At 50.2% G+C, this 22,513-nt stretch carries 25 protein-coding genes and 1 tRNA gene; 16 read left to right on the top strand and 10 right to left on the bottom strand.

Features of this window, described 5'->3' with window-relative positions; translation table 11 throughout:
• The 5 genes from VLE72_02495 to VLE72_02475 all read left to right on the top strand — a co-directional run.
• The coding region (locus tag VLE72_02495; GenBank protein ID HSX14756.1) for an ATP-binding protein at positions 1-1,854 on the top strand (1,854 nt) is incomplete at its 5' end.
• A 392-nt stretch (positions 1,855-2,246) separates the two neighbouring features.
• Positions 2,247-4,340: an ATP-binding protein gene (locus VLE72_02490; GenBank protein ID HSX14755.1), complete on the top strand. Its 2,094-nt coding sequence runs from the start codon at positions 2,247-2,249 to the stop codon at positions 4,338-4,340.
• Position 4,341: 1 nt separating this feature from the next.
• Positions 4,342-4,710, top strand: a complete 369-nt coding sequence (locus VLE72_02485; GenBank protein HSX14754.1) for a response regulator — start codon at positions 4,342-4,344, stop codon at positions 4,708-4,710.
• A 165-nt stretch (positions 4,711-4,875) separates the two neighbouring features.
• A tRNA-Glu gene (locus VLE72_02480) sits at positions 4,876-4,951 on the top strand.
• A gap of 148 nt (positions 4,952-5,099) precedes the next feature.
• A complete protein-coding gene (locus VLE72_02475; protein ID HSX14753.1) occupies positions 5,100-5,648 on the top strand; it encodes a DUF1697 domain-containing protein in 549 nt (182 codons plus the stop codon).
• On the opposite strand, the gene VLE72_02470 is transcribed toward VLE72_02475, so the two are convergent.
• From VLE72_02470 to VLE72_02455, 4 genes are all read right to left on the bottom strand, one after another.
• Entirely contained in the window at positions 5,615-6,298 is a 684-nt protein-coding gene (locus VLE72_02470) for a DUF998 domain-containing protein (GenBank protein ID HSX14752.1), read from the bottom strand. The two genes, VLE72_02475 and VLE72_02470, sit on opposite strands and share 34 nt — an antisense overlap.
• Positions 6,299-6,307: 9 nt before the next feature.
• On the bottom strand, positions 6,308-7,120 hold the full coding sequence (locus VLE72_02465; GenBank protein ID HSX14751.1) for an ABC transporter permease subunit: 813 nt from the start codon (positions 7,118-7,120) through the stop codon (positions 6,308-6,310).
• A complete protein-coding gene (locus VLE72_02460; protein ID HSX14750.1) occupies positions 7,117-7,986 on the bottom strand; it encodes an ABC transporter ATP-binding protein in 870 nt (289 codons plus the stop codon). Before VLE72_02460 ends, VLE72_02465 begins: the two co-directional genes overlap by 4 nt.
• A gap of 128 nt (positions 7,987-8,114) precedes the next feature.
• Positions 8,115-8,285 carry a twin-arginine translocase TatA/TatE family subunit gene (locus tag VLE72_02455; protein HSX14749.1) on the bottom strand — a complete coding sequence of 57 codons (171 nt, stop codon included), beginning with the start codon at positions 8,283-8,285 and terminating at the stop codon, positions 8,115-8,117.
• A gap of 93 nt (positions 8,286-8,378) precedes the next feature.
• Here VLE72_02455 and pyrB point away from each other — a divergent pair, with 93 nt between their 5' ends.
• The gene (gene pyrB, locus VLE72_02450; protein ID HSX14748.1) at positions 8,379-9,302 is read left to right on the top strand and encodes an aspartate carbamoyltransferase; all 924 of its coding nucleotides are present in this window, start codon (positions 8,379-8,381) and stop codon (positions 9,300-9,302) included.
• The gene (locus VLE72_02445) at positions 9,295-10,338 is read left to right on the top strand and encodes a dihydroorotase family protein (GenBank protein ID HSX14747.1); all 1,044 of its coding nucleotides are present in this window, start codon (positions 9,295-9,297) and stop codon (positions 10,336-10,338) included. The genes pyrB and VLE72_02445 overlap by 8 nt, the downstream gene beginning before the upstream one ends.
• Positions 10,339-10,387: 49 nt before the next feature.
• Here the strand turns inward: VLE72_02445 and VLE72_02440 are convergent, their stop codons facing one another.
• Positions 10,388-10,744, bottom strand: a complete 357-nt coding sequence (locus VLE72_02440) for a hypothetical protein (GenBank protein ID HSX14746.1) — start codon at positions 10,742-10,744, stop codon at positions 10,388-10,390.
• 73 nt (positions 10,745-10,817) lie between these two features.
• Complete coding sequence (locus VLE72_02435) at positions 10,818-11,909, bottom strand: hypothetical protein (protein HSX14745.1); 1,092 nt, start codon at positions 11,907-11,909, stop codon at positions 10,818-10,820.
• 33 nt (positions 11,910-11,942) lie between these two features.
• Here VLE72_02435 and pyrF point away from each other — a divergent pair, with 33 nt between their 5' ends.
• The 7 genes from pyrF to VLE72_02400 all read left to right on the top strand — a co-directional run bounded on the left by pyrF (position 11,943) and on the right by VLE72_02400 (position 17,939).
• On the top strand, positions 11,943-12,764 hold the full coding sequence (gene pyrF / locus VLE72_02430; protein ID HSX14744.1) for an orotidine-5'-phosphate decarboxylase: 822 nt from the start codon (positions 11,943-11,945) through the stop codon (positions 12,762-12,764).
• Position 12,765: 1 nt separating this feature from the next.
• Positions 12,766-13,458, top strand: a complete 693-nt coding sequence (locus VLE72_02425; protein HSX14743.1) for a hypothetical protein — start codon at positions 12,766-12,768, stop codon at positions 13,456-13,458.
• A 65-nt stretch (positions 13,459-13,523) separates the two neighbouring features.
• Positions 13,524-14,411 carry an acyl-CoA desaturase gene (locus VLE72_02420; GenBank protein ID HSX14742.1) on the top strand — a complete coding sequence of 296 codons (888 nt, stop codon included), beginning with the start codon at positions 13,524-13,526 and terminating at the stop codon, positions 14,409-14,411.
• Between the two features lie 101 nt (positions 14,412-14,512).
• A complete protein-coding gene (locus tag VLE72_02415) occupies positions 14,513-15,676 on the top strand; it encodes a phosphoglycerate kinase (GenBank protein HSX14741.1) in 1,164 nt (387 codons plus the stop codon).
• 412 nt (positions 15,677-16,088) lie between these two features.
• Positions 16,089-16,835 carry a triose-phosphate isomerase gene (gene tpiA / locus VLE72_02410; protein HSX14740.1) on the top strand — a complete coding sequence of 249 codons (747 nt, stop codon included), beginning with the start codon at positions 16,089-16,091 and terminating at the stop codon, positions 16,833-16,835.
• 308 nt (positions 16,836-17,143) lie between these two features.
• Complete coding sequence (locus VLE72_02405; GenBank protein HSX14739.1) at positions 17,144-17,422, top strand: hypothetical protein; 279 nt, start codon at positions 17,144-17,146, stop codon at positions 17,420-17,422.
• 133 nt (positions 17,423-17,555) lie between these two features.
• Positions 17,556-17,939: a VOC family protein gene (locus VLE72_02400; protein HSX14738.1), complete on the top strand. Its 384-nt coding sequence runs from the start codon at positions 17,556-17,558 to the stop codon at positions 17,937-17,939.
• A 54-nt stretch (positions 17,940-17,993) separates the two neighbouring features.
• Here the strand turns inward: VLE72_02400 and VLE72_02395 are convergent, their stop codons facing one another.
• Positions 17,994-18,326, bottom strand: a complete 333-nt coding sequence (locus VLE72_02395; GenBank protein HSX14737.1) for a hypothetical protein — start codon at positions 18,324-18,326, stop codon at positions 17,994-17,996.
• Between the two features lie 103 nt (positions 18,327-18,429).
• On the opposite strand from VLE72_02395, the gene VLE72_02390 reads away from it, so the two are divergent.
• Positions 18,430-20,541 (top strand): UvrD-helicase domain-containing protein, encoded by a 2,112-nt coding sequence (locus VLE72_02390; protein HSX14736.1) that lies wholly within the window; start codon positions 18,430-18,432, stop codon positions 20,539-20,541.
• Positions 20,542-21,102, top strand: a complete 561-nt coding sequence (locus VLE72_02385) for a hypothetical protein (protein HSX14735.1) — start codon at positions 20,542-20,544, stop codon at positions 21,100-21,102.
• Positions 21,103-21,150: 48 nt separating this feature from the next.
• On the opposite strand, the gene VLE72_02380 is transcribed toward VLE72_02385, so the two are convergent.
• From VLE72_02380 to VLE72_02370, 3 genes are all read right to left on the bottom strand, one after another.
• Positions 21,151-21,435: a hypothetical protein gene (locus tag VLE72_02380; protein ID HSX14734.1), complete on the bottom strand. Its 285-nt coding sequence runs from the start codon at positions 21,433-21,435 to the stop codon at positions 21,151-21,153.
• A 2-nt stretch (positions 21,436-21,437) separates the two neighbouring features.
• Entirely contained in the window at positions 21,438-21,851 is a 414-nt protein-coding gene (locus tag VLE72_02375) for a hypothetical protein (protein HSX14733.1), read from the bottom strand.
• Positions 21,852-21,975: 124 nt separating this feature from the next.
• Positions 21,976-22,341: a hypothetical protein gene (locus VLE72_02370; GenBank protein ID HSX14732.1), complete on the bottom strand. Its 366-nt coding sequence runs from the start codon at positions 22,339-22,341 to the stop codon at positions 21,976-21,978.
• Positions 22,342-22,513: the final 172 nt, after the last annotated feature.

Below are 22,513 nucleotides of genomic sequence, written 5' to 3'. Positions count from 1 at the left end.
CCCTGGCTTCCGGGCTACTTTGGCCAAGTTAGTTTTGATAGCGCCGGCTATCACTTTTCTCCCGGGCCACTCTCAATCGCCCTGCAACTCTATGCCTTAATCTACACGACTGCTACCATTGCCTATCTGTTTGCCAAAATTAATCGAGTCGAGCGCGAATACAAAAACCAAATCCGCTTCATGGTTTATGGCATCGTCGTGGCTTTCATTGCCAATTTGCTAGTTAATTTTACTTTCCTGCGGCTGGGCTTGGATCGCTACAGCGTCATCGTCGGTGTACCGTCGTTTTTACTTATGTCGCTAGCCATCGGCTATGCCATGATCAAACATCATCTCTTCGACATCCGGCCCTTAGCCGCCAGATCCCTAGCCTACTCGATGCTACTGGTCACATTGGGTAGCCTGTACGGTGCTGCCATTTTCGGTGTTTCGCGCCTGTTCTTTAGCGGTAATCAGATTAATAGTTACCAGCAGTTGACCTACACCGTGCTGGCGATATTGCTGGCCTTTACCTTCCAACCGCTGAGACGGTTCTTTGAGCATTTAACCAATAATATTTTCTTTCGGGATCGCTATGTGACCGAAGAAGTTTTAAACGAATTGGGCGAAGTTATTTTATCCGAAATCATTCTAACCAAATTGCTCAAATCCACTCTGACCCAGCTCTGCCACAGGCTTAGGATCACCAGCGGCCACTTTATTATTTTGCACGAGGGTCGGATTTACAATTTGGCCGATTTCGGACCGCCACTGCGCACTAACCTAACGATGGAAATGGTCAGGACCTTAGGCCAGCCAATTGTTTCAGCCGATCAGATTGAGAATGGACATGGTCGCCAACTCTTACGACAATTAAATGCCCGCTTAAGTGTGTTGCTTCGAACCAAAGGCCAGTTCGTCGGCTTTTTGATGTTAGGCGATAAATTGAGCGGCGAAATATATTCCGATCAAGACATAGAATTACTAAAGATTCTATCGTCTCAGCTGGCCGTCGCCATTAGTAATGCCATAGCCTACGAACAAGTCTCAAGTTTTAACGAAACCCTCAAAGACCGAATTACCAGTGCCACGGCCCGTTTGCGAGTAGCCAACCATCACTTAAAAGAACTCGATCAAGCCAAAGACGAATTCATCAGCATGGCCTCCCACCAACTGCGGACTCCGCTGACCACCATCAAAGGCTATATTTCGATGATGCTGGAGGGCGACGCCGAACCACTCCAAACTCGCCAGCGTAAGTTTGCCGAAATGGCCTTTGAGAGCACTCAGCGGATGGTTTATGTCATAGCCGATCTATTGAATGTTTCACGCCTGAATGCCGGCCGCTTCATCTTGAACCCAGAGCCAACCGACTTAGCTCAACTGGTTCGCGATGAAACTCGCTTGCTAGCCAACCACGCTGAATCCAAGGGCGTCAAACTAGTGGTTTTAGCGCCCAAAAATCTGCCCAAGCTCGACGTTGACGCCGGCAAAATCCGCCAAGTCATCATCAACTTCGTCGACAACGCCATTTATTACACTGAGCGGGGCAGCGTCACTGTGACGCTAGCTCGGGCTGGTTCCGCAGTGCGCTTAAGCGTCATGGACACCGGTATTGGAGTACCGGATAATGCCAAGGATCACTTGTTTGGTAAATTCTATCGGGCCGAAAACGCTAGGAATCTACGACCAGACGGAACTGGTTTGGGTCTGTACCTAGCCAAAAAGATCATTCAAGCCGAAGGTGGCCGGATTTTGTTTGAAAGCACGGAGGGTCAGGGTAGTTTGTTTGGCTTCGAAATACCACTTGGTAAAACCGAGCCTGTTGAAACTCACCACCTTTCCAGGAAATCTCCCCCAGTTGCGAAGCCGTAATTCTTCCCCCCACCAATTTTTTGGGTAAGCTCACTCTTATTACTCCCGCAGTTGCATCATAACTTAGTCGATACCAAAAAATTGGTGGGTGGGTGTCTTTTTCTAGATCATCTAGAGCAGATTGCTCAGTTAATATCTCCCCCTACTTTGTTCTTCGCAATCTGCTGTATGAATGTTTAATAAATATAACCGTTCGAGCCGAAAGACTGTACGTCCTATTAGCGAGCGACGATAACTCGCGAGCCAGTCTTAAGGCCGAACGGTAAAAGACGCTGGGCAAAAGGCGTGGGGGTAGATTGAGTGGGAGCGGGAGAATAGTGCTGGGGGGTAAGAAGTTCCGTATCAGGCCGTCCAGGTGGTAAACTATTTATAATGCTTATGGTGAGCGCGAGGTGAAAATCAAAACCCAATATCGCGTCATACTGCTGATGCTTGCTCTGCTAGCTGCCGCAGCCATCGGTCTATTCGTCTTATCACAGAGTGAAAAGCGCCACACCGAGACTCTATACCAAGACGTCGTCGATGAACGCCAACGGCTGTTTTCGGCCGTTTACCGCTTGGATGGTGAACCCCAGGCCAACTTGGCAACCGACTACACCTATTGGGATGATATGGTGGCTTTCGTCAAAAAACCCACCAAAAAATTTGCTCAAGACAACCTGGATACTGCTCTTAGCACCTATCAGGTCGATGCTATTTGGGTCTTTCGGACCGATGGCACCAAGGTTTATCAGAATAATGGTTCGAATGTCTCGGCCATCGACTTGCCGTTATCGAAAGCCGAAATCGCTCAAGTGTTTACTAAACAGCGCCTAGCCCACTTTTTTGTGCGGACATCTTCAGGCATCGTCGAGATCCGAGCTGCCACCATCCACCCATCTAATGACCCGAACCGACAAACCGTGCCCCAAGGCTACTTCTTTGTCGGCCGGCTCTACAACGCTGAATTTCGCCAACGCCTGGGTAACGATTCAAAAAGTAACGTCAATTTACTGAGCGGCAACGATAACCCAACCATGCCTGATCCGAGCACGGGCCAGGTCGTCATCGACAAGACTCTAGGCGATATGAATGGCCAAACCATCGCCCGCTTACAGGCTACAGCTGATGCTCCAAGCATTCGTGAACTCTATACCCAGAATTCCCAGCGCGTGAAAAACTTCGTTATCATCGTTATCCCGGTACTACTAGCCCTACTCTGGTTTTTGACTCGCTACGTGACTAACCCTTTGAATAAAATATCTCGAACGCTTGCTACTAAGGACCCTAATAATCTCGAAGAACTCGGCACCAGTACCAGCGAGTTTGGCCAGATTGCCCTACTGCTTAGCCAATACTTCCGCCAAAACCGGCAGCAATTAGAAGAAGCCCATACCAGGCTGAGAGCTTCCATTAATGCTTTTAACATCGGTTTCATCATGACCGATGCCAACCTAAATATCACCATGGTTAATGACGCCGCCAGACGAATTCTATTTGCCGACCCGAAACGAGCCAAGGAGGTAAAACTAGCCGAGCTCGAACGACTCATGCCCAAAATTAAGTTGGAGCAAACCATCAGCAATGCTATTAACACCATCACCAGCCATAGTTTGGGCGAGGTCCCACTATTAGAGAAATTCTTGCGGATCTATGTGGCACCGGTGACTGAATCACCGGGTCAAGCGCCGGTGATTGGGAGTATCATTTTATTCGAAGACATCACTCTTGAACGCAGCCTGAAGCGAGCTCGGGATGAGTTCTTTTCGATCGCCTCGCACGAACTTAGAACGCCGCTAACTGTCATCATGGGCAACGCCGCCATGATCGCTGAGCACGTCATTCCGAAAGTTAAAAATCCGGAGCTAGCCGGTATGACCAAAGACATTTATGATTCTAGCCGACGCCTGATCCAAATGGTCAACGATTTCCTAGATACCTCGAGACTAGAGCAAAATCGCATTAAATTTGAGCTCACGGCGGTTGATTTGCCAGAACTGCTACAAGGGTTGGTTAAGGAATATCAGCATACTGTTGGTCAACAAGGTCTTGAACTGAAATTGGAGATTCTGGATGGTCGAGGTAAAATTGTGGCCAGGGCTGATCAAATCAAGCTGCGACAAGTTTTGATTAATTTGCTCTCAAATGCTGTAACCTTTACCCACAGCGGTAGCATTACTATGCGGCTGGAATCGCATCCTGACTACGTTCGCATTTTTGTGACCGATACCGGCGAAGGCATTCCGCCAGAGAGACACAATCTGCTGTTTAAAAAGTTTCAGCAGGCCGAAGAAAACATTCTCTCGCGAGCGACGCCGGGGAGTCTCAAGCCTGGGAGTGCCAGGGACACGACTCATGGGACCGGTCTCGGCCTCTATATTTCCAAAATGCTGATGGAAGGGATGGGCGGATTAATTCGCCTGGAGTCATCAGAGCCGGGGAAGGGCACGACCTTTAGTCTAACGTTGCCGGCGGCAAAACCCTCTAAACTGAAGAAAGGAGAGTAATATGGCCAAAAAAATTCTCTTAATCGACGACGATCCATTAATTGTACGGATGTATGAACGAATTTTTAGTTTTTCCGATATTGAGGTAGTTTCGGCCTTACTCCCGGGTGACGGGTTGCAAAAAGCCAGTCAAGTTAAACCCGATCTTATTTTGCTAGATATTATGATGCCAGATATGGACGGTATTGAGGTGATGCGTCGCTTGCAAGCCGATGAACTGACCAAACCTATCCCGGTTATTATTTTGACCAATTTAAGTGATGAGACCAGATCCAAAGAGGCTATGAAGCTGGGAGCCAAGAGTGTCATGGTCAAAAGCGACTACAGTCCCAAGCAGGTGGTCGAAAAAGTCGTCGCCGCCCTCCAGTAAGGCACTAATTGATATAATTAAGAAAAGCTGTTATTGTATGAATCTGTCTTTGAATAACCGCATTGGAAACCAGGCGTAAGCCGTTTACAATGCGGTAAGGAGCAGCGATGTGAAGGCTAGAGTCCGCCCAAGGTCGGACGTCAGCCGTAAGTGCCGCTGCGACGTGGCCCCATCGTCTAGTGGTTCAGGACTCCACGCTTTCAATGTGGCAACGCGGGTTCGAATCCCGCTGGGGTCACCAATAAAAAATAGCAGGCTTGCCTGAATTTTTTTATTGGGGTGCGAGATTCGAACATTTCAGTTCGACTAGTCGAGCACAGCGAGACAGCTAGGGTTGGCACCAGCCAAGCCCGTATCCCGCTGGGGTCACCAATTTATTGGTAATAATTATGATCTACGCAGCATTACTTAGAGGTATCAATGTTGGGGGGACGGGCAAGGTCGAGATGGCCAAACTCAAAGTGACTTTTGAGCGACTGGGCTTAAGTGCTGTGAAAACTTATATCAATTCCGGTAATGTCATATTTTTAACTGAGTCTCGTGATCAGCAACAACTGACGGCTCAGATCGAAGCTGCCATTGAGCACGATTTTGGCTTCAGCGTCAAAGTGTTACTCAGAAATATTGATCAAGTGGAAAAGCTGGTCGAAGCCATTCCAAATTCGTGGGTCAATGACACAAATATGAAATGCGATGTTTTGTTTTTGTGGCCCGAGATTGATGATCCAAACATTGTGGAGCAATTACCAAACGATCCAGAAATTGAAGACGTTAAGTATTTCCCCGGTGCCGTGGTCTGGCGAATTGATCGTGGTAAGGTTATCGAAAGCAAAATGGTTAAACTAGTTGGCACCAAATTGCATAAACAGATGACGGCTCGCAACTCCAACACTGTGTGCAAGATCTATGATTTAATGTTGGCGCTCAAATCGGCTTGATTAGCAGCCTTCAGGTGGTTGGTTGAGATATAGAGACCAAATACTATTATCCACATAGTCTGCGGGTAGGCGGCGATTCTTTCCATCCCACCACCACCCAAACTCAAGAAATGATGGCTGGTAAATAGTACCGCCGCAGTTAGAGAAATGAAACCAGAGAAAAGGGTGTAAATTTTCAAAGGCCTGGGAATGTCAAGGCTAAGCCCCAGGATAATCATACTTAAATTGCCGACAAAGAATGGCAAGGCAGCGCCAAGCTGGTGCCAAGTGGCGTTAACGTTTTCGGGAAATAGCCCGACCAAAATGGTGCCCAACCCGGCCAGACCCATAAAACTAAAACCAATTAGCCCGCCCAAGTTCTCTCGGAATTCCTGGTAGATCAAAACTGCGCCAATCATCATGGTAATACCCAGAGTCACGAACGAAACATTCATGAGGGCATGGCGGGGCGAGCAGACGTAACGGCCGTTGTAGATCCCGCAGACCGTATTGCCTAGGTCGCTGATGGTGTTGATGGTTATGCTATACGGAATGGTCCAAGCCGCTGCCACAATCAGTTGGGCCAAATAGTACTGGAAGCTGACCATCCAAAATATTGGGCCGACGAAGGGAAAGCGGTCGGTAAATGTTTTGACCATACCCTGCTTCATAACCGGCTCTTAAACCGACAGGTCCCGACGGTTGAACCACCAAGCTCCGATGCTGGTAGTAGCCCCAATACTCAAGCTAAAAACCAAAAACAGAGCGCTGTTTTGGTGGCCGTGAACCAAGACTTGCTGCGGATTGAAGTAGTGAAAAACCGAAATTTTACCCACCCACTTCAGACTATCCTTGAGGCCGGCTACGATATTTAGAACATACATGATCATAAGCATACCGCCGGCTACAAAATAGACTCGAGAGCGCTCATTAAAGAAGCTTGAGAGCATCATGCCGAGAGCCATTATCGTCCAACCAAACATCAAGGTTGGCCAAAGCAGCTCTACAAAACGCCCGGCCATGGGGTGATTGCCGAAGGCGCTAGCGATTGGGATGATGCCGAGAACTGAAACAACCGTAAAGATTAGTAGCGTAATCAAGTTGGATAAGTACCTAGCGGCAAAAAGTTGTAGGCGCTTAATCGGCTGCGATAATAGAAAGCTCATAGTGCCGCGTTCGACTTCGCCCGCTAGAGCGTTGGCCGCCCGCGATAACATTAATATAATGGTCAGAATCAACCAGGAAAAACTAAAGATTTCAGCCGCAATGTATTTTTCCAGGGTATCAAATGATAGGTCTTCGAGGTTAAAGGCGCTGGCCAGGCTTTTGGGGTAGGATTTCAAAAGCTGATTCAAATTAGCGGCCTGGCTGTGAATCGAAGGGTAGAGCGAGGAATAGAGAGTGATGAAGGCTAGAATAACGGCGCAATAGATAATCAATGAAACCTTGCGATCAGCTTGATCGCGGCGAATGATGACCCAGACCCGATTCACTTATACAGCTCCATAAAGACTTCTTCTAAACTTAAGTGGCTAACCTCTAGGTCTTTAACATCCAATTGGCTTAGTTGGGATAATATTGGGTTGATATCGCCGCGGACTTTTAGGGTTAGAGATGATCCTTGACTGGAGACAACATCGACGTTTTTCAAATTAAATTGCTTAGGGTCAACGGTTTTGGCTACCACCACACTAACCATATGAACATGCATATCACGGAAGTCGTTCATAGATTTTTCGGCCACTAACTTTCCCCGATTAATAACTGCGACAGTGTCGCAAATACGTTGGACTTCGCCCAGGTTATGACTCGAAAGAAAAATGGTACCGCCCTTAGCTTTGAATTCACCCAAGGTGGAGTAGAGCTCATTTTGAAGTAGCGGATCCAATCCCCTCGTCGGCTCGTCCATAATCAAAAGCTCAGGATCACCGACTACAGCCAAAGCCAGAGCTAATTTTTGCTTATTGCCACTTGAAAGCTGGCCGGCCTTGGCGCTCAAGTTCAAATCGAGCCGGCGAACTATTTCGTCAACGTATTGGCCCTTGCCGGACAGGCGAGCAGCGAAATCAATATGGGTACGGCCAGTCCAATGGGGGTAGAGGGCGTTATCGGCTGACAGAAAGCCAATTTTTTGCTTCAAGTCCGCGCTGGCGGATTGGGAATCAGCCCCAAAGATTCGAATACTGCCACTGGTCGGGCGGATGAAGTCCATCATGGCTCGAATCATGGTGGTCTTACCGGCGCCATTGGGACCCAGAAAGCCGAAGACCTGACCTGATTCGACCGTCAAGTTGATACCCCGCAAAGCCTTGGTTGAGCCAAAATCTTTAGTAACATCCTGGACCGAAATGACATTCATACGGCAATCATACCATTTAGGCGTAAGTATTTTCGAGGCGCGCAGTCTTCTCCGCGGGTTTATATGTAAATCAATATCAAAACGGCCGCTGAGTTAAAATTCAACGGGCCGCTTTATCTAACTAGGAACTATGACGACTTTTTGTCTTGATCGTCGTCTTTGGGGCTCCCCTCTGCGACACCCTTCTTGACCTCATTGATCGATTGACCAATGCTCCGGGCCAGTTGCGGAATCCGCTTGGCACCGAAGAGCAAAAGGATGATCAGGAAAACAATGATCAGTTCTTCGATTCTTCCCATAACTCCCTACCTTACGAGTCCAGTATACGTAGGTTGGCGCCGCTTTTACAAGGCTTTATTGGTTAAGACCAAACTCTACCCTATAATGCGGGTATGCGACATGTCCTAGAAGCCCAACAATTTGATCGACGTTTTATTGAGACTCTATTTGCCCGGACTGCTGAGTTGGAGCACTTGATTGATCAAAAGAACGGCCAGCAAATTAGGTTACTCGAGGGTAATATGATGTTTACGATTTTTTACGAACCTTCGACTAGGACTAGAGTCTCATTCAACGCGGCCGCCCAACACCTGGGCATGCAAGTCGTCAGCACCGAAAACGCCCGCGAATTCTCATCAGCCGCCAAGGGTGAAACCCTCGAGGACACTATCAAAACGCTGTGCCAATATCGCCCCGATGTGATTGTGTTGCGTCACAACGAAACCGGGGCCGCTGAGCGAGCCGCTGCCATAAGCAGCGTGCCAATCATTAATGCCGGCGACGGCATGGGCCAGCACCCGACCCAGGCCCTGCTTGATCTCTACACCATCCAAAAGGAGCTGGGCCGCAGCGATAATTTGCATGTCGTTATCGGCGGCGATCTAGCTCACGGCCGCACGGCCCGGTCGCTGGCCTATCTGCTAGCCAAGTTCAAGGCCAATCAAATTACTTTTTTGGCGCCGCCTGGCTTGGAGATCGGCCGCGACATCACCGATCATTTAACAAAACAGGGCACCAAGTTTAATGAAACCAGTGATATCGAATCAGCCTTAAAGTTGGCCGATGTGGTCTACTGGACCAGAGTCCAAAAAGAACGCTTTGATAGCTCCAAACTGGCTCAAACCTTCGTGATTGATGCGAAAGATATGATCTTACTCAAAAAAGACGCCATCCTCATGCACCCCTTGCCTAGAGTTGATGAAATCACCCCGGCCGTTGATAGTGACCCCAGAGCGGCCTACTTTCGCCAGGCTGGCAATGGTATGTTTATTCGCATGGCACTTTTGGAATGGGTGTTGGAGAAAAATCATGACTGAAATTATCAAGCTCCCCGGCCTAGTTGATTTGCATGTCCACTTGCGCGATCCCGGCCAAACCCAAAAAGAGGATTTCTACACCGGCACCCAAGCCGCCTTAGCCGGTGGCTATACTGCCGTCTACGATATGCCTAATAATGCCGAAGCTATTACCACCGTCAAGCTGTTAAAAGCTAAAATCGCCTCGGCTAGGCGTCAGATCGTAGCCGACGTTGGTTTTCACTTTGGATCGCTAGGCGATAATTTGGACCAGTTCGCTGGAGCCATGAAATTAACGTCGGGTCTGAAGCTGTATCTAAACGTCACCACCGGCAATTATTTGCTCGACCCAGCCCACCTCGAAAAAATCTTTAGGGCTTGGAGTAGCCCTAAACCAATTCTGCTGCACGCTGAGGCGGACGTCATCAAAACAGCGCTGAAAGTGACGGCCAAAACCGGCCAAGCCACCCACGTTTGCCACGTTTCCAGTCGGGCTGAGTTACTGCCAATTCTTGAGGCCAAAAAAGCCGGCTTGCCGGTTAGTTGCGGCATCACGCCCCACCATTTGTTTTTGAACGCCAGCGACGAAAAGCGTTTGGGTAATTATGGCATGATGAAGCCATCACTCAAACCCCAAGCTGACGTTGATTATCTGTGGTCAAACCTCGACCAAGTTGACGCCATCGAAAGCGATCATGCTCCGCACACGCGAAGCGAAAAAGACGAAGGCGCCTTTGGGGTGCCGGGGTTGGAAACAACCCTGCCGCTACTTTTGCAGGCTGAGCGTGAGGGTAAAATTAGCCGCGAAGCTATCATCGCTAAATGCTCCACCAACCCGCGTAAAATTATTGGCCTGAAGGCTGATCCGACCAGCCACGTCGAGGTCAGCGCCGGGGAGTTCGTCATCAAGAACGAGGATCTTAAAACCAAGTGCGGTTGGAGCCCCTTTGCCGGCCAAACGGCTTTCGGGCGGGTTCAAAAAGTGATTTTGCGCGGCCAAACGGTTTTTGAGAATGATGAAGTGATGGCTAAACCTGGCAGCGGCCGGATTTTATAAAGAATTCAGGCCCACGGTGTTCACCGTGGGCCCGAGGTTCGGACTTTCGTCAGGCTGTGGCTGAGGCTGGAGCGACCATCTCGATGAACGACTCGAAACTGACAATCATTCTGCCCATGGCCGTAGTTGGGCGTACCTCAAGAGCCAAACAGTCTACGACGAGGTCAAAATCAAAACCCGCTGGTGGTTTGACCACGACTCGTACGCTTCGGTCTTCGGTTGACATCATTTGGTGAATGATGTGGGGCAGTACCAGGCTGGCATCTCGCCAGCCTTGAACCCCAGCGAAATCGAGGACCTTTTTCAAAGCCTTTCCGACATCTTCGGCAACTGTGTCGGCGCCGTAGTGGCTGTAGACCCAAAGATCTTTCGGTTTACCGACAACATGAACTTGCGCTCGTTTCATCGACATGACCCCTCCAGGTCTAGGTTCCAGAAAAGTGGCTCATTTATATCACAATATTTTTATAATCGCAAGCTTAGGCTTGATCGAGCTTGATTTCACTAGCCAGCAACGGATTCCACATGGCTCCGGTGGCCGATTGGACCACATCGGCGCCGGCTGAGCGGTAATCGTTAAAATGATCAGCGTTCATGACGCCACCAACCCCAATAATTTCATAATCTAGACCCAGCTTTTGGCGTAAAGCGGCCAGGCGCTGGACCATATCCAACCCCGCCCAGCGAATACTAGCGCCGCAGACGCCGCTCTTCAAACGGTTCGGCCCAGGCAAGGCTTGTTCGCCGGCCTCATCAACCACCGGAGCGGCGATGGTGTTTATAACCGAGTAGGCCGAATAATAAGGCGAACTGTCCTTGATGATTCGCTCCAGCAAATCCTGCTGGTCGGGCGCAAAGTAGCCAAACTTGGCTACCAGAGGAACATTACCCACCAGCTCTTTGGTTCGGCGGCCGATTTCAATAACGGCCTCGGGCGTGTAGCAAATAACGCCTTCGTTAGCCACATTGGGGCAGGAGAGGTTTAGTTCGATCGCGCTTACTCCGGCATCGGCGGCCAGTTTAGCGGCGTTCGCAAAATCACCAAAATAATCAGCGCTCGATTGATCCCCCTCAATCGTGCCGCAAACGCTCATTAGTAATAGCTGTCCCGGGCCCTGGTAACTAATGGCTTTCTTCAAATCATCCACCCAATATTCCGGTCCGCGCGATGGGTTACCAAAGGAGTTGGTGATGGAAAATTCGTGAGCGGCCTTTTTGGTATCGGCTTTACCCAGTTGGGGCTGGGCGGCCTTTTCTAGCGTCAAATCACCATCCACATCCAAAAACAAAACATTGGGAAATTCATTGACACCGAAAGGCCGACTGCGTTGAGTTTTATAGACCAACACATCGTAGCCATGTTCAAAGGCTCGCTTAATATAATTGCTGTTCAGTAAGGGACCCGCTGGGATGCCAAAGCGCGAATGAATCGGCTGGCCCAAAAAACGATGGGCCGGATCGCCTTGGCTGGCCACGATCCCATCAACTTTGTCCCAAAAGGGACCTTGGTCAAAGTTATCGTCGTAGGTCTTGGCTGGATCGTAGATTGGTTGCTTGAGTTTAGCTGCCATGCTAGCTTAAAAGATAACACACGGGAGGCTTCTGTGAAATTTAGCGATAAATTAAATGCCTCGGCCAAAGCTCGTAATTCTCTAGCTTGCGTCGGCTTGGATCCAGACCATCGTAAATTACCCACCCAATTCAAGGGTCAAAAACTTTCGCAATTTATCTTTAACAAAGCCATTATCGATGCCACCGCCGATTTGGTCTTGGCCTACAAACCTCAGGCCGCTTTTTATGAGGCTCTGGGCGCCGATGGTGTGGCGGCGCTAAAAGCCACCTGCGATTATTTACGTACTCAACACCCCGATATTCCCATCATTCTTGATGCCAAACGCGGCGATATCGGCTCAACCAACGACGGCTACATTGAATACGTTTTTGATTACCTGGGGGTCGATGCTTTGACGCTGCACCCATATTTGGGCAAAGAATCGCTAACGGCCTTCTTGGCTCAAGATCAAAAGGGCCTGATCATTCTTTGTCGAACCTCCAACCCCGGCGCTGGCGAATTCCAAGACTTAACCATCGATGGCCGGCCGCTCTATCAAATTGTAGCCAAACACGTCGTAGATGACTGGAGCAAACAAGGCGACTGCCTGATGGTGGTTGGCGCCACCTATCCCAAAGAAATGGCCGAGATCCGAGCCATGGCGCCGGAGATGTGGTTTCTGGTGCCCGGTATCGGCGCTCAGGGCGGTGATTTAGAGGCCACGCTCAATAATGGCTTGCGTAAAGACAAAGCCGGACTAATCATTAGTTCGTCCCGCGGCATCATCTTTGCTAGCTCGGGAGCTGATTTTGCTAAAGCCGCACGCAGTGAAACCCAGAAATTACGCGATGATATTAATAAATTGAGGAGGTAGTATGGCGAAACCAAGTCAGCATGTACTGAATTTGAAACAAAAAGAGTTAGCGGACTTATATTTTGATAGCGACACCGTTAAATTCGGGGCCTTTAAACTAGCAGCTCATGAAGCTAATCCAGATTTGGAACTTTCGCCAATTTATTTACACTACCCCAAACCGGGGGAAGCTGGGACCGAGTTACTGCCAAGAATATACGTTTTGGCAGCCGGACTCTTTAGCGATCTAATCAGCGAAAAAGGTTTGGAATACGACCGAATGGCGGCAGTACCTAAGGGCGCTCAGCCGGTTGCTGAAGAGCTGGCCAAACTTGAGCCTGACGGGGAAAATAAGTTACTAGAGTTTGGTAAAGAAGAAGCCGACGGTCGAAGAGTCTTTGTTGGGCCAATCAAGGGCGATTACCAAAAAGGTCACGTTTTGATGGTAGTCGAGGATCATACTTCAGGTGGTTACAATAAATCGCTATTTAAAAATGCAGCCGAAAAAGCCGGTTTGGTAGTAAACGACATTCTAACAGTAGTTGATAGGCAGCAAGGAGCCATGGAATATTTGACGTCCCAGGGTGTCGGGTTTCATTCTATTTTCACACTCGATGAATTGCTTGATCACTACGTTGAGACCAAACGCATCGAGCTGGAAAAGGCCAAAATGGTCCGAGACTACATCAAACGAAATCAAATTCAAGTTGCCTAAATAAATTTCGTATCGCGCTTCAGCCGTAAGCGTTTTATACTAATCTCACTGCACGTTCACAACAGTTGGGAGTAAGCATGGCCATCGGCCTAGCAACACCAGAACGCGCCGAGGCCAAGCTGGCCAAAACGCCCGACATGCACGTTAACTGGATCAGCTCGATCCCGTTTCTGGCCCTCCACGGACTGGCTCTGTTTGGCGTCCTGATGTGGTGGGACAACCGCAAGGCCTGGGTGCTACTAGCGGTCTCGTTCTTCGTGCGGATGTTCTTCCTGACTGGCGGCTACCACCGCTACTTCTCGCACAAGAGCTACAAGCTGAACCGATTTTCGCAGTTCGTCTTCGCCTTCGCTGGGACCACGGCTGCCCAAAAAGGTCCGCTGTGGTGGGCGGCGCATCATCGCAATCACCACCGCTTCTCTGATGCCGATGGCGACGTCCATTCGCCCAAGCTGGGCTTTTGGTGGAGCCACGTCGGTTGGATCCTGTGCGATAAATACGGCGACACCGAATGGGATCGCATCCCGGATCTAGCCAAATACCCCGAGTTGGTCTGGGTCAACAAGTGGAACATGATCGGCCCGTGGGCGCTGGCCATCTTCAGCTTCCTCTACGCCGGCCTGCCCGGGCTGTTCATCGGCTTCTTTGCTTCGACCGTGCTGCTCTGGCATGGCACCTTCACCATCAATTCGCTGGCGCACGTTTGGGGCCGGCGCCGCTACGCCACCAGCGACACCAGTCGCAACAACTGGTTCCTGGCGCTCTTTACCGGCGGCGAAGGTTGGCACAACAACCATCACCACTACATGTATTCGGCCCGGCAGGGGTTCTATTGGTGGGAGTACGACACCACTTTCTACACCCTCTGGTTGCTGGCCAAGATCGGCATTGTGCGTGAATTGCGCGGAGTTCCGCGCGAAAAGCGCGAGAGCGATCTGATCAAACCGGCCTAATCTTAGCGCCCTGAGTTCAAATGAGCTCGGGGCGCTCGACCTTTCGACTTTGCTCCGTTTAAGCTCAAGGGTTTACAATAGAAGTATGAATGAGGTGAGCCATGCGGCTTAAATCGGTTGAAGATCTAGATGTCCGGGGCCGGGTGGTCTTGCTCAGAGCGGCTTTGAACGTCCCAATCGAAAAGCGCAAAGTCAAAGACACCCAGCGCCTGCGAGCCGCTCTGCCAACCATTCAATATTTAATTAAACACCAAGCCAAAGTCGTTTTAATTAGTCATTTGAGTAAGGAGGGGGAAAGTTTGGCTCCGGTTGCGCCAGTGCTGTCGCGCTTGCTCAAACGAGCCGTGGCTTTTGTGCCGGATTCAACCGGACCCGCAGTCGAGCAAACTATTGCCGATATGGAACCAGGTCATGTCATCATGCTCGAAAACTTGCGCCTGAAAAAGGGCGAGGAAGCCAATGATGCTAAGTTTGCTAAGTCCCTGGCAGCTTTAGGTGACGCTTATGTTGATGATGATTTTACCGTTATGCATCGCTCTCACGCTTCAGTCGTCGGTTTACCCAAACTGCTACCCGCGGCCGCTGGTTTTTTAGTCCAAAAGGAAGTCGAGGCTATCACTTCGGCTCTGGATAATCCCAAACGACCACTATTTGCCATCGTTGGTGGAGCCAAAATTTCAACTAAAATTCCCTTGATTGAAAACCTGCTCAAAAAAGTTGACGGCATGTTAATCGGCGGTGCTATGGCCAACACTTTCATTGCGGCCGACGGCGGGGAAGTCGGTAAGAGTCTCTATGAAAAGGACCAGATGCAGTTGACGCGTGATATTAGCGCCGAAGCCACGAAGCGCAAAGTCAGCCTAATTTTGCCAGTAGACGTGGTAGTAGCGAGCTCACTAGGACCGCGCGCTAAGGCTACCGTTAAAAACTTGGACGAAGTATCAACTGGCGACATCATTGCCGATATCGGTCCGGCCACTACAGCCAAAGCCACTCAAGCTATCAAGTCAGCCGGCACTATTATCTGGAATGGCCCGGTCGGTGTGGCTGAATTTAACCAGTTTGCCAAAAGTTCCAAAAAACTGGCCCGGGCTATTGCGGCAACTTCGGCCACCAGCATTATTGGCGGTGGCGATACGGCGGCATTCCTGGATAAAATTCATATGGCCGATGATTTTAGCTTTGTTTCCACTGGTGGTGGAGCTGGACTAGAATTAATGGCTGGTAATAAATTACCCGGCTTGGAGCCGCTAATCAAAAAGTAGGCTCTTCTTCCAGCCCATTTTTTGTGTAAGCTCTCTCTTCCTACTCCCATTACGATTACTAACTTAGTCGATACAAAAAAATGGGCTGGGTAGTTTATCTTTTGGTTCAAATTGAGCAGATTGCTCAGTCAATCTCTCCCATTACTTACATCTTCGCAATCTGCTATATGGATTTTAATGAGAAAATACACCGTTCGAGCCGAAAGACTGTTCGTCCTATTAGCGAGCGACGATAACTCGCGAGCCAGTCTTAAGGCCGAACGGTAAAAGACGCAGGGCAGATAGGATAGGAGGAGATAGGGTGGGAGCGGATGAAGCTGGGTGGGGAGAGAAATCATGAAATCTGACCACGAGTGATTGGGAAATTGATACTTCAGCCCAAAACGCTTATGATACAAACAATCGAGGTGATATGAAAAAACTGATTGTTGGCAATTGGAAGGAACACTTTAGCCCAGGGGCGGCTAGTACTTATTACCAAAAACTGGCCAAAATGGTCCATGCCGGCCAGGCCGAAGTCGTGCTGTGCCCACCCATGCTCGATGTTTACCCGGTGTCGCGTGAGCTCGATGACAAAAAATTCAAACTGGGCGCGCAAAATCTTTATTTCGAGGACAATGGCGCCTTCACCGGCGAAACCTCGGCCGCCATGCTCAAGGGCCTGGTCGATTATGCCATCATCGGCCACTCCGAGCGGCGTCAGGTTTTTGGCGAGGATAATTTATTGGTGGCCAAAAAAGTGGCGGCGGCCTTGCGCAATCGCATCCAACCAATTTTGTGCGTTGGCGAAACGTTGCTGGAACGTAGTGAGGAGCTAACCAGCCGGGTTGTCGTGGATCAGTTGACGGTCGGTTTGCACTTTGTCAGCAAAGAAGATTTAGATCAAGTCGTAGTGGCTTACGAACCGATTTGGGCAATTGGCACCGGTAATTTTGCCCGGCCGGACGATGTTATTCCGGTAGCCAGATTGATTCATCAAACCATCACTGAACTATTCGGCGAATCAGCCGCCCAAATTCGCTTGCTCTATGGCGGCAGCGTTGATGGTGATAATGCTGCGGCCTTTCTGAGCCTGGGGGAGGTCGATGGTTTGCTGGTGGGTGGGGCTAGCGTGAACGCTAGCAAATTTGCTCGGATCGTCGAAGCCGCCCAGCACTAATTCGCTACTCTCCATCTTCAATTATCCAGACAGCAGATTGCGAAGGATTAGGTAAGGGGAGAAATAAACTGAGCAATCTGCTCCAGATGATCTAAAAGATATACACCCTAGCCCATTTTTTTGTATCGACATAAGCACGAATGGTTATGGTAGTAGGAAATGAGAGCTTACATAAAAAATGGGCTAGGGAAAATGGCTTAGGTTGGTTGCCGTCTGAAAGTCTTGCAAATTTATTAGCATGAGCGCATCATGTTGGCGTTCTGGGTGGGTAGAACCATCGATGCATTCGCTTGAAAAGGGGTTCAATAATGACGACAGCCCAGCGGATCAACCTTTATCGGCAGCTGCAGCAGTGGAGTAGCGAAGATCAGCATTGGACAGCCAGCGAACTGCGAAAGGAGTTCAGCATCTCTAGGTTCCGCGCTCGCTGCTGGATCACGACCCTAGAGCTGCGCCTTCATATTCGGGCCGGGGATTGGCACGATCAAAAGGTCATCCGTGACATCAAGTACATGTCGAACGCCTATTGCCTGACCGCTCGAGGACGAAGATACGCCGCCAGACATACGGCCTATAAGCCAGCCTGAGGCCTGTGATCTGCCCAAACCGCTCGACCCGAACCCAACAGTTCGGGTCATTTCTTTATTCTTGAGCTTGGCAAAGCCCCAAGTCGCCAATTACAATTGAAGTCAGGTCTTAATTTATAAAAGAGGAGGTATTATGAGTTTGAATTTAAATAGCTTAATGATTTCTTCGGAAAACCCCGAAAAACTGGTCGAGTTTTACACCAAGGTACTAGGCAAACCTACCTGGGATATGAAGCCCTTTACGGGTTGGAGCGTCGGAAGCTGTGGCATCATGGTTGGGCCACATAGTGAGGTTCATGGTAAGAACGATACGCCCGGTCGGCTGATCTTTTTCTTTGAGACCACCGACGTCAAAGGTGAGTTTGACCGCATCAAAGGTTTGGGCGCCGAAGTGGTTAGTGAGCCCGCTCATCCCAGTGGGGACACCACCGATCAAAAGACCATGCTAGCTTGCTTGGCCGATCCCGATGGCAACTACTTTCAATTAGCCACACCCTGGGAAGAGCCCAAAGAGTAAAAAAGAAGAGGCTCCGACCGGGGAGGTCGGATAACCTCTCCTAGTCGGAGCCGTTCACGCCGCGACGGCGTGCTTGTCGTGTTCTCTCTTTAAACCCTTTGCGAGTTTGTGCACCAGCGCGGAGCGAATGACTCCGCAGTTAGTGTCGGTTTCTGCATCGAGTTGGTCCAAGTCATTGACGAGTCTGAAGAAGCGGTCGAGAGACGCCGCCGTTTCGTCGTCGGGATCGACACCACGGCGCCACATGTCTGTGCGCAGTTGAACTAGCTCCTCCATGCGGCGACGGGCATCCTTGGCCCGCCAGCGATAGAACGCAGCGGAGCACAGGAATGCGGAAGTTGAAGCGACTATTACGCCGATGACAGTAAATATGGGGTAAGTAAGCAAAGGAGGTCCTTTCAAGGAGTGAACAAGAACTAAACACCATTATACTACTAACACTTGAATAAGTCAATAGTTTTATAGGGTAGGGAACTGGTAAAATAGGGGAGTGCCAGATTTACTAACAGACCTAAACCCACCCCAACGCCAGGCCGTTCAAACAACGGAAGGCCCAGTTTTGATGTTGGCCGGGGCGGGGAGCGGCAAAACCAAGGCCCTGACCCACCGGATCGCCTATTTGGTGGCCGATTGTCACATCAGCCCGCTGAATATTTTGGCCGTGACTTTTACGAACAAAGCGGCCGGGGAGATGCGTAAGCGCGTGTTGGAGCTACTAGGCAAGCACCCCGATAATCGCAACTATCTGCCGTTTATGGGCACCTTTCATTCGATTTGCGTACGGATTCTGCGCCGAGAAGCCAAAGATCTGGGGCTCTCAGCCAGCTTCATCATCTACGACCAACAAGATGCGCTAGCTGCCACTAAAGCTGCCATGCGCAGCCTGGGCATTAGCGAAAAGCAGTTTGCACCGCCGATGATTGCCGGTTTGATTTCGAGTGCCAAAAACGAACTAATTGATGCGGCCGCCTACAAAGCCGTGGCCTACGGGCCGGCCCAAACCACGGCCGCACGCGTCTACACAGTTTATCAAAAGCTGTTGCGCGATGCCGGCGCGTTGGACTTTGACGATCTAATCTTTGAAGTCGTTAAGGCCTTTCGCCACAATTCCGAACTGCTCAAAAAATATCAGGATCAGTTCAAATACATCCTGATTGATGAGTATCAAGACACCAATCGGGCCCAATATATTTTTGCTAAGCTCCTAGCCGCGACCCACCGCAATATCTGCGTAGTGGGGGATGATTGGCAATCAATTTATTCTTGGCGGGGGGCCAACTTTCAAAACATTCTCGATTTCGAAAAAGATTATCCCGAAGCTGCCGTCATTAAACTCGAGCAGAATTATCGCTCGTCCAAAAACATTCTGGATGCAGCGCACGCCATCATTACCAAAAACCAACAACGTTCCCATAAAGAGCTTTGGACCGAAAACGATCGCGGCCACGGCGTAGTCATCGAGCAAGTTTACAACGAGGCTCAAGAGGGCGAGGCCATCGTGCTGCAGGTCAATCGGCTGATTATCGAAGAAAAGCGCGAGCTGGCCGATTTTGCGGTGCTTTATCGGACCAATGCTCAATCGCGTTCACTGGAGGAAGCTTTTTTACGCAACAACTTGCCCTACAAAATCGTCGGCGGTACTCGGTTCTACGAGCGCCGTGAGATCAAGGACGTCATGGGCTATTTGCGCTTCATTTATCAACCCGAGGATCTGATCAACTTCAACCGCATCGTTAATTTACCACCCAGGGGGTTGGGTGATAAAAGTTTGGAACGATTGATTGCTTTCAAGAATAGCAGCGGGCTACCTTTGCTCGAGGCCCTGGAAAGTGCTGATCAAATCACCGGGCTGACGCCAAGGGCGGTCCAAGCCTTCAAGCAATTTGCCTTGTTGATTCGGGGTTTGCAGGAGCCCAGTGAAGGCATGCTGACCAGCCAGTTTTTGGAGCTCGTCATCAAACGCAGTGGCTACCTGGAATGGCTGGACGATGGCACCATTCAAGCCGCGGAGCGGGTCGAAAACGTCAAAGAATTAATCAGTGTGGCTCAAACCTACGACGATATTGGCCTGGAAGGCTTTTTGGAAGAGATCGCGCTAATCTCGGATCTTGATAATTATTCTAGCGATACCAATGCCGTGACGTTGATGACGCTGCATGCCGCTAAAGGGCTGGAATTTCCCATCGTTTTCATGACCGGCATGGAAGAAAACGTTTTCCCCCATAGCCGCAGCCAAATTGATTTAGCCGAGCTGGAGGAGGAACGCCGGCTTTGCTACGTCGGCATGACGAGGGCTCGCGAGCGGCTTTATTTGATTCATGCCAATTCGCGCTTGCTTTATGGCAACACCAGCCACAACCCGCCGTCGCGCTTTTTGCTCGATATTCCACCGGAGCTGACTCGCTCCCAAACGGCCCAAGAAGTTGAAGTGCCTAAACTCGAACCAGTTCACAAATCCTTTCAGGCCGGCGATAAAATCCGCCACAACAAATTTGGTGAGGGCATCGTGGTCAGCGTCGATGGTGATGAGCTGACAGCCGCCTTTGCTCATTTGGGTGTCAAAAAACTAAGCCTGAGCTTCGCTCCGATTACCAAAGTCTAGATGCGCGACGTTATCCTCATCCCTGGCCTCGGCACCAACAACGAACGTCTCTACATCTGGCTTAGGCCACTCTGGCGATTGTACGGAGTGCGGCTGCATGTGTGCGAATTAGCCTGGGAGGATGGCGGAGATTTTGAACCCAAGTATCAAAAATTGCTGGCTGCGGCGGAGGGCTGCCGGAACCTGATTGGTGTAGTAGGTGCCAGTGCCGGGGCTAGTGCGACTATCATTCTAGCGGCCAGGAATCCAGAATTAACACAACGGATCGTCAGCATTTGTGGTGTACTGGACAGCAATTATCTCAACCCAGTTACCATGCAAAAGCGCAGTCCGGCCTTTCTAACGGCTGCCAAAATAGCCGATCAGTATCTAAGTGAAGATGAAAATTTAGCCAAAAAATTACTGACCATTAGGCCACTCAGCGATAATACCGTTGATCCAAGCGTTGCCACCGTCCCTGGCGCAGCTGATTTGCGGGTTAGAACCAGAGGGCATGCTTTTTCAATCGCCTATACTTTGACGTTCAAGATCGGGTTCATCAAAAAGTTTCTGTTGTCATAAAATGAGAAACCCGCCTACCGGCGAGGCGGATTCCTCGTGGTAAGCGGGTTAGGGGAGCTTGAGCTTGCCATCGTGCCACTCTTGCATGGCAGCGACGATGGCCTCCGCATCGTTCATGCCGGTCGGGCCGTAGCGCAAGAAAATTGCTCTGTCAATGACGACAGCCTTTTGCTCGTCTGTCAGCTTGCCGAACTCATCTAATAGTTCCTCGGCCGGGATGACGCCGAGTGCTCTTAAGGCCAGAGCTTTCTCTTCGGTTGAGCCGTAGAGCAGGGCGGCTAGCAGCTCGCGTTCTTGTGTCGTCAGGTCGTCATCGCTGGGCGCATCGGTCATGATCAGACCCAAGCCGGGACGAATGCCAGCACCCTGGTTTCGCCGATCCGCCGTGTTCTCGCCTGGAAGCCGATCAGTTGCAGGCCGTGAACCTCGAAAGGCTGGGCTCGACACAGGTCCTTTCTTTGGGAATCACTGAGGTCTTTCAGCCAAGTGTCTATGACCTCAGAAAGCTGCCTGGCATGAGAAACGGGGAAGTCCCATTCCGACATGTCATGAATGTCGACCCATTGGCGGCTATCGTCCGGCGCCTCATTACCTGCCGCCTCGGTCACCAGCACACCGAGTTCGCGGTCTATGGCGAACCGCAGTGGTGCAGTGCGAAATTGGTACTCCAAAATTGCCTGGATACGTTCACGACCTTCTTCGACAACGTCGGTACTGCCGCGCAATTTGATGAAGATGGCTTCGGCCACAGTGGCCTCCTTGTGCGAGTCGAATAGGGTATGCGACTAGGACCCGATTCTATCATAAACACGAGTTTTGTCAACAAATGAGAAACCCGCCTACCGCCGAGGCGGATTCCTCGTGGTAAGCGGGTTATTCAACGACCCGCAGATCTTTTGCGACGTTCCGACGGGTAAAACAGAGTGCTGGACTCCCAGCTACTTCCTCGGCCTTGGCTTCGAAGAAAAATTCCTCTGGTTGGGCTCTGAACTCAGAGATGATGGCAGAGGCAACCCTCGCCGACTGTGTCTTCTCATCGGATCGGGATGTTTTGGCTGGGTGCCACGTGCGTCCGTCATCAGGTTGACTGGTACGAGCCACAACTAAGACACTGATCTGATCATTGCAGTAGTAGAGCGGTGGCGCTGTACCTAGGTGCTTGTCGATGACACGTTCAATCTCTTCTGGGCCACGACCCTCGATGATTTCGACGGCTTCGGTTGCATCAGTCAACTTCATTCCCCTTGATCGAAATTGGACTTTGCGACTTGGCATTACTTTAGCATAATAGCCAGATGTAGTCAATTACCTACAATCAGATATTGACTAAAAGTATTGATTATCGTCAAAACATGTGGATAAGCGTTGACAGCCTGAGCGGTTTTGCTAGGATACTAACAGAAACAAAAAG

The organism is Candidatus Saccharimonadales bacterium (assembly GCA_035480635.1).
In the GTDB taxonomy this organism is placed as follows: domain Bacteria; phylum Patescibacteriota; class Saccharimonadia; order UBA4664; family DATIHN01; genus DATIHN01.
This window is presented reverse-complemented; position numbering and strand designations above follow the sequence as displayed.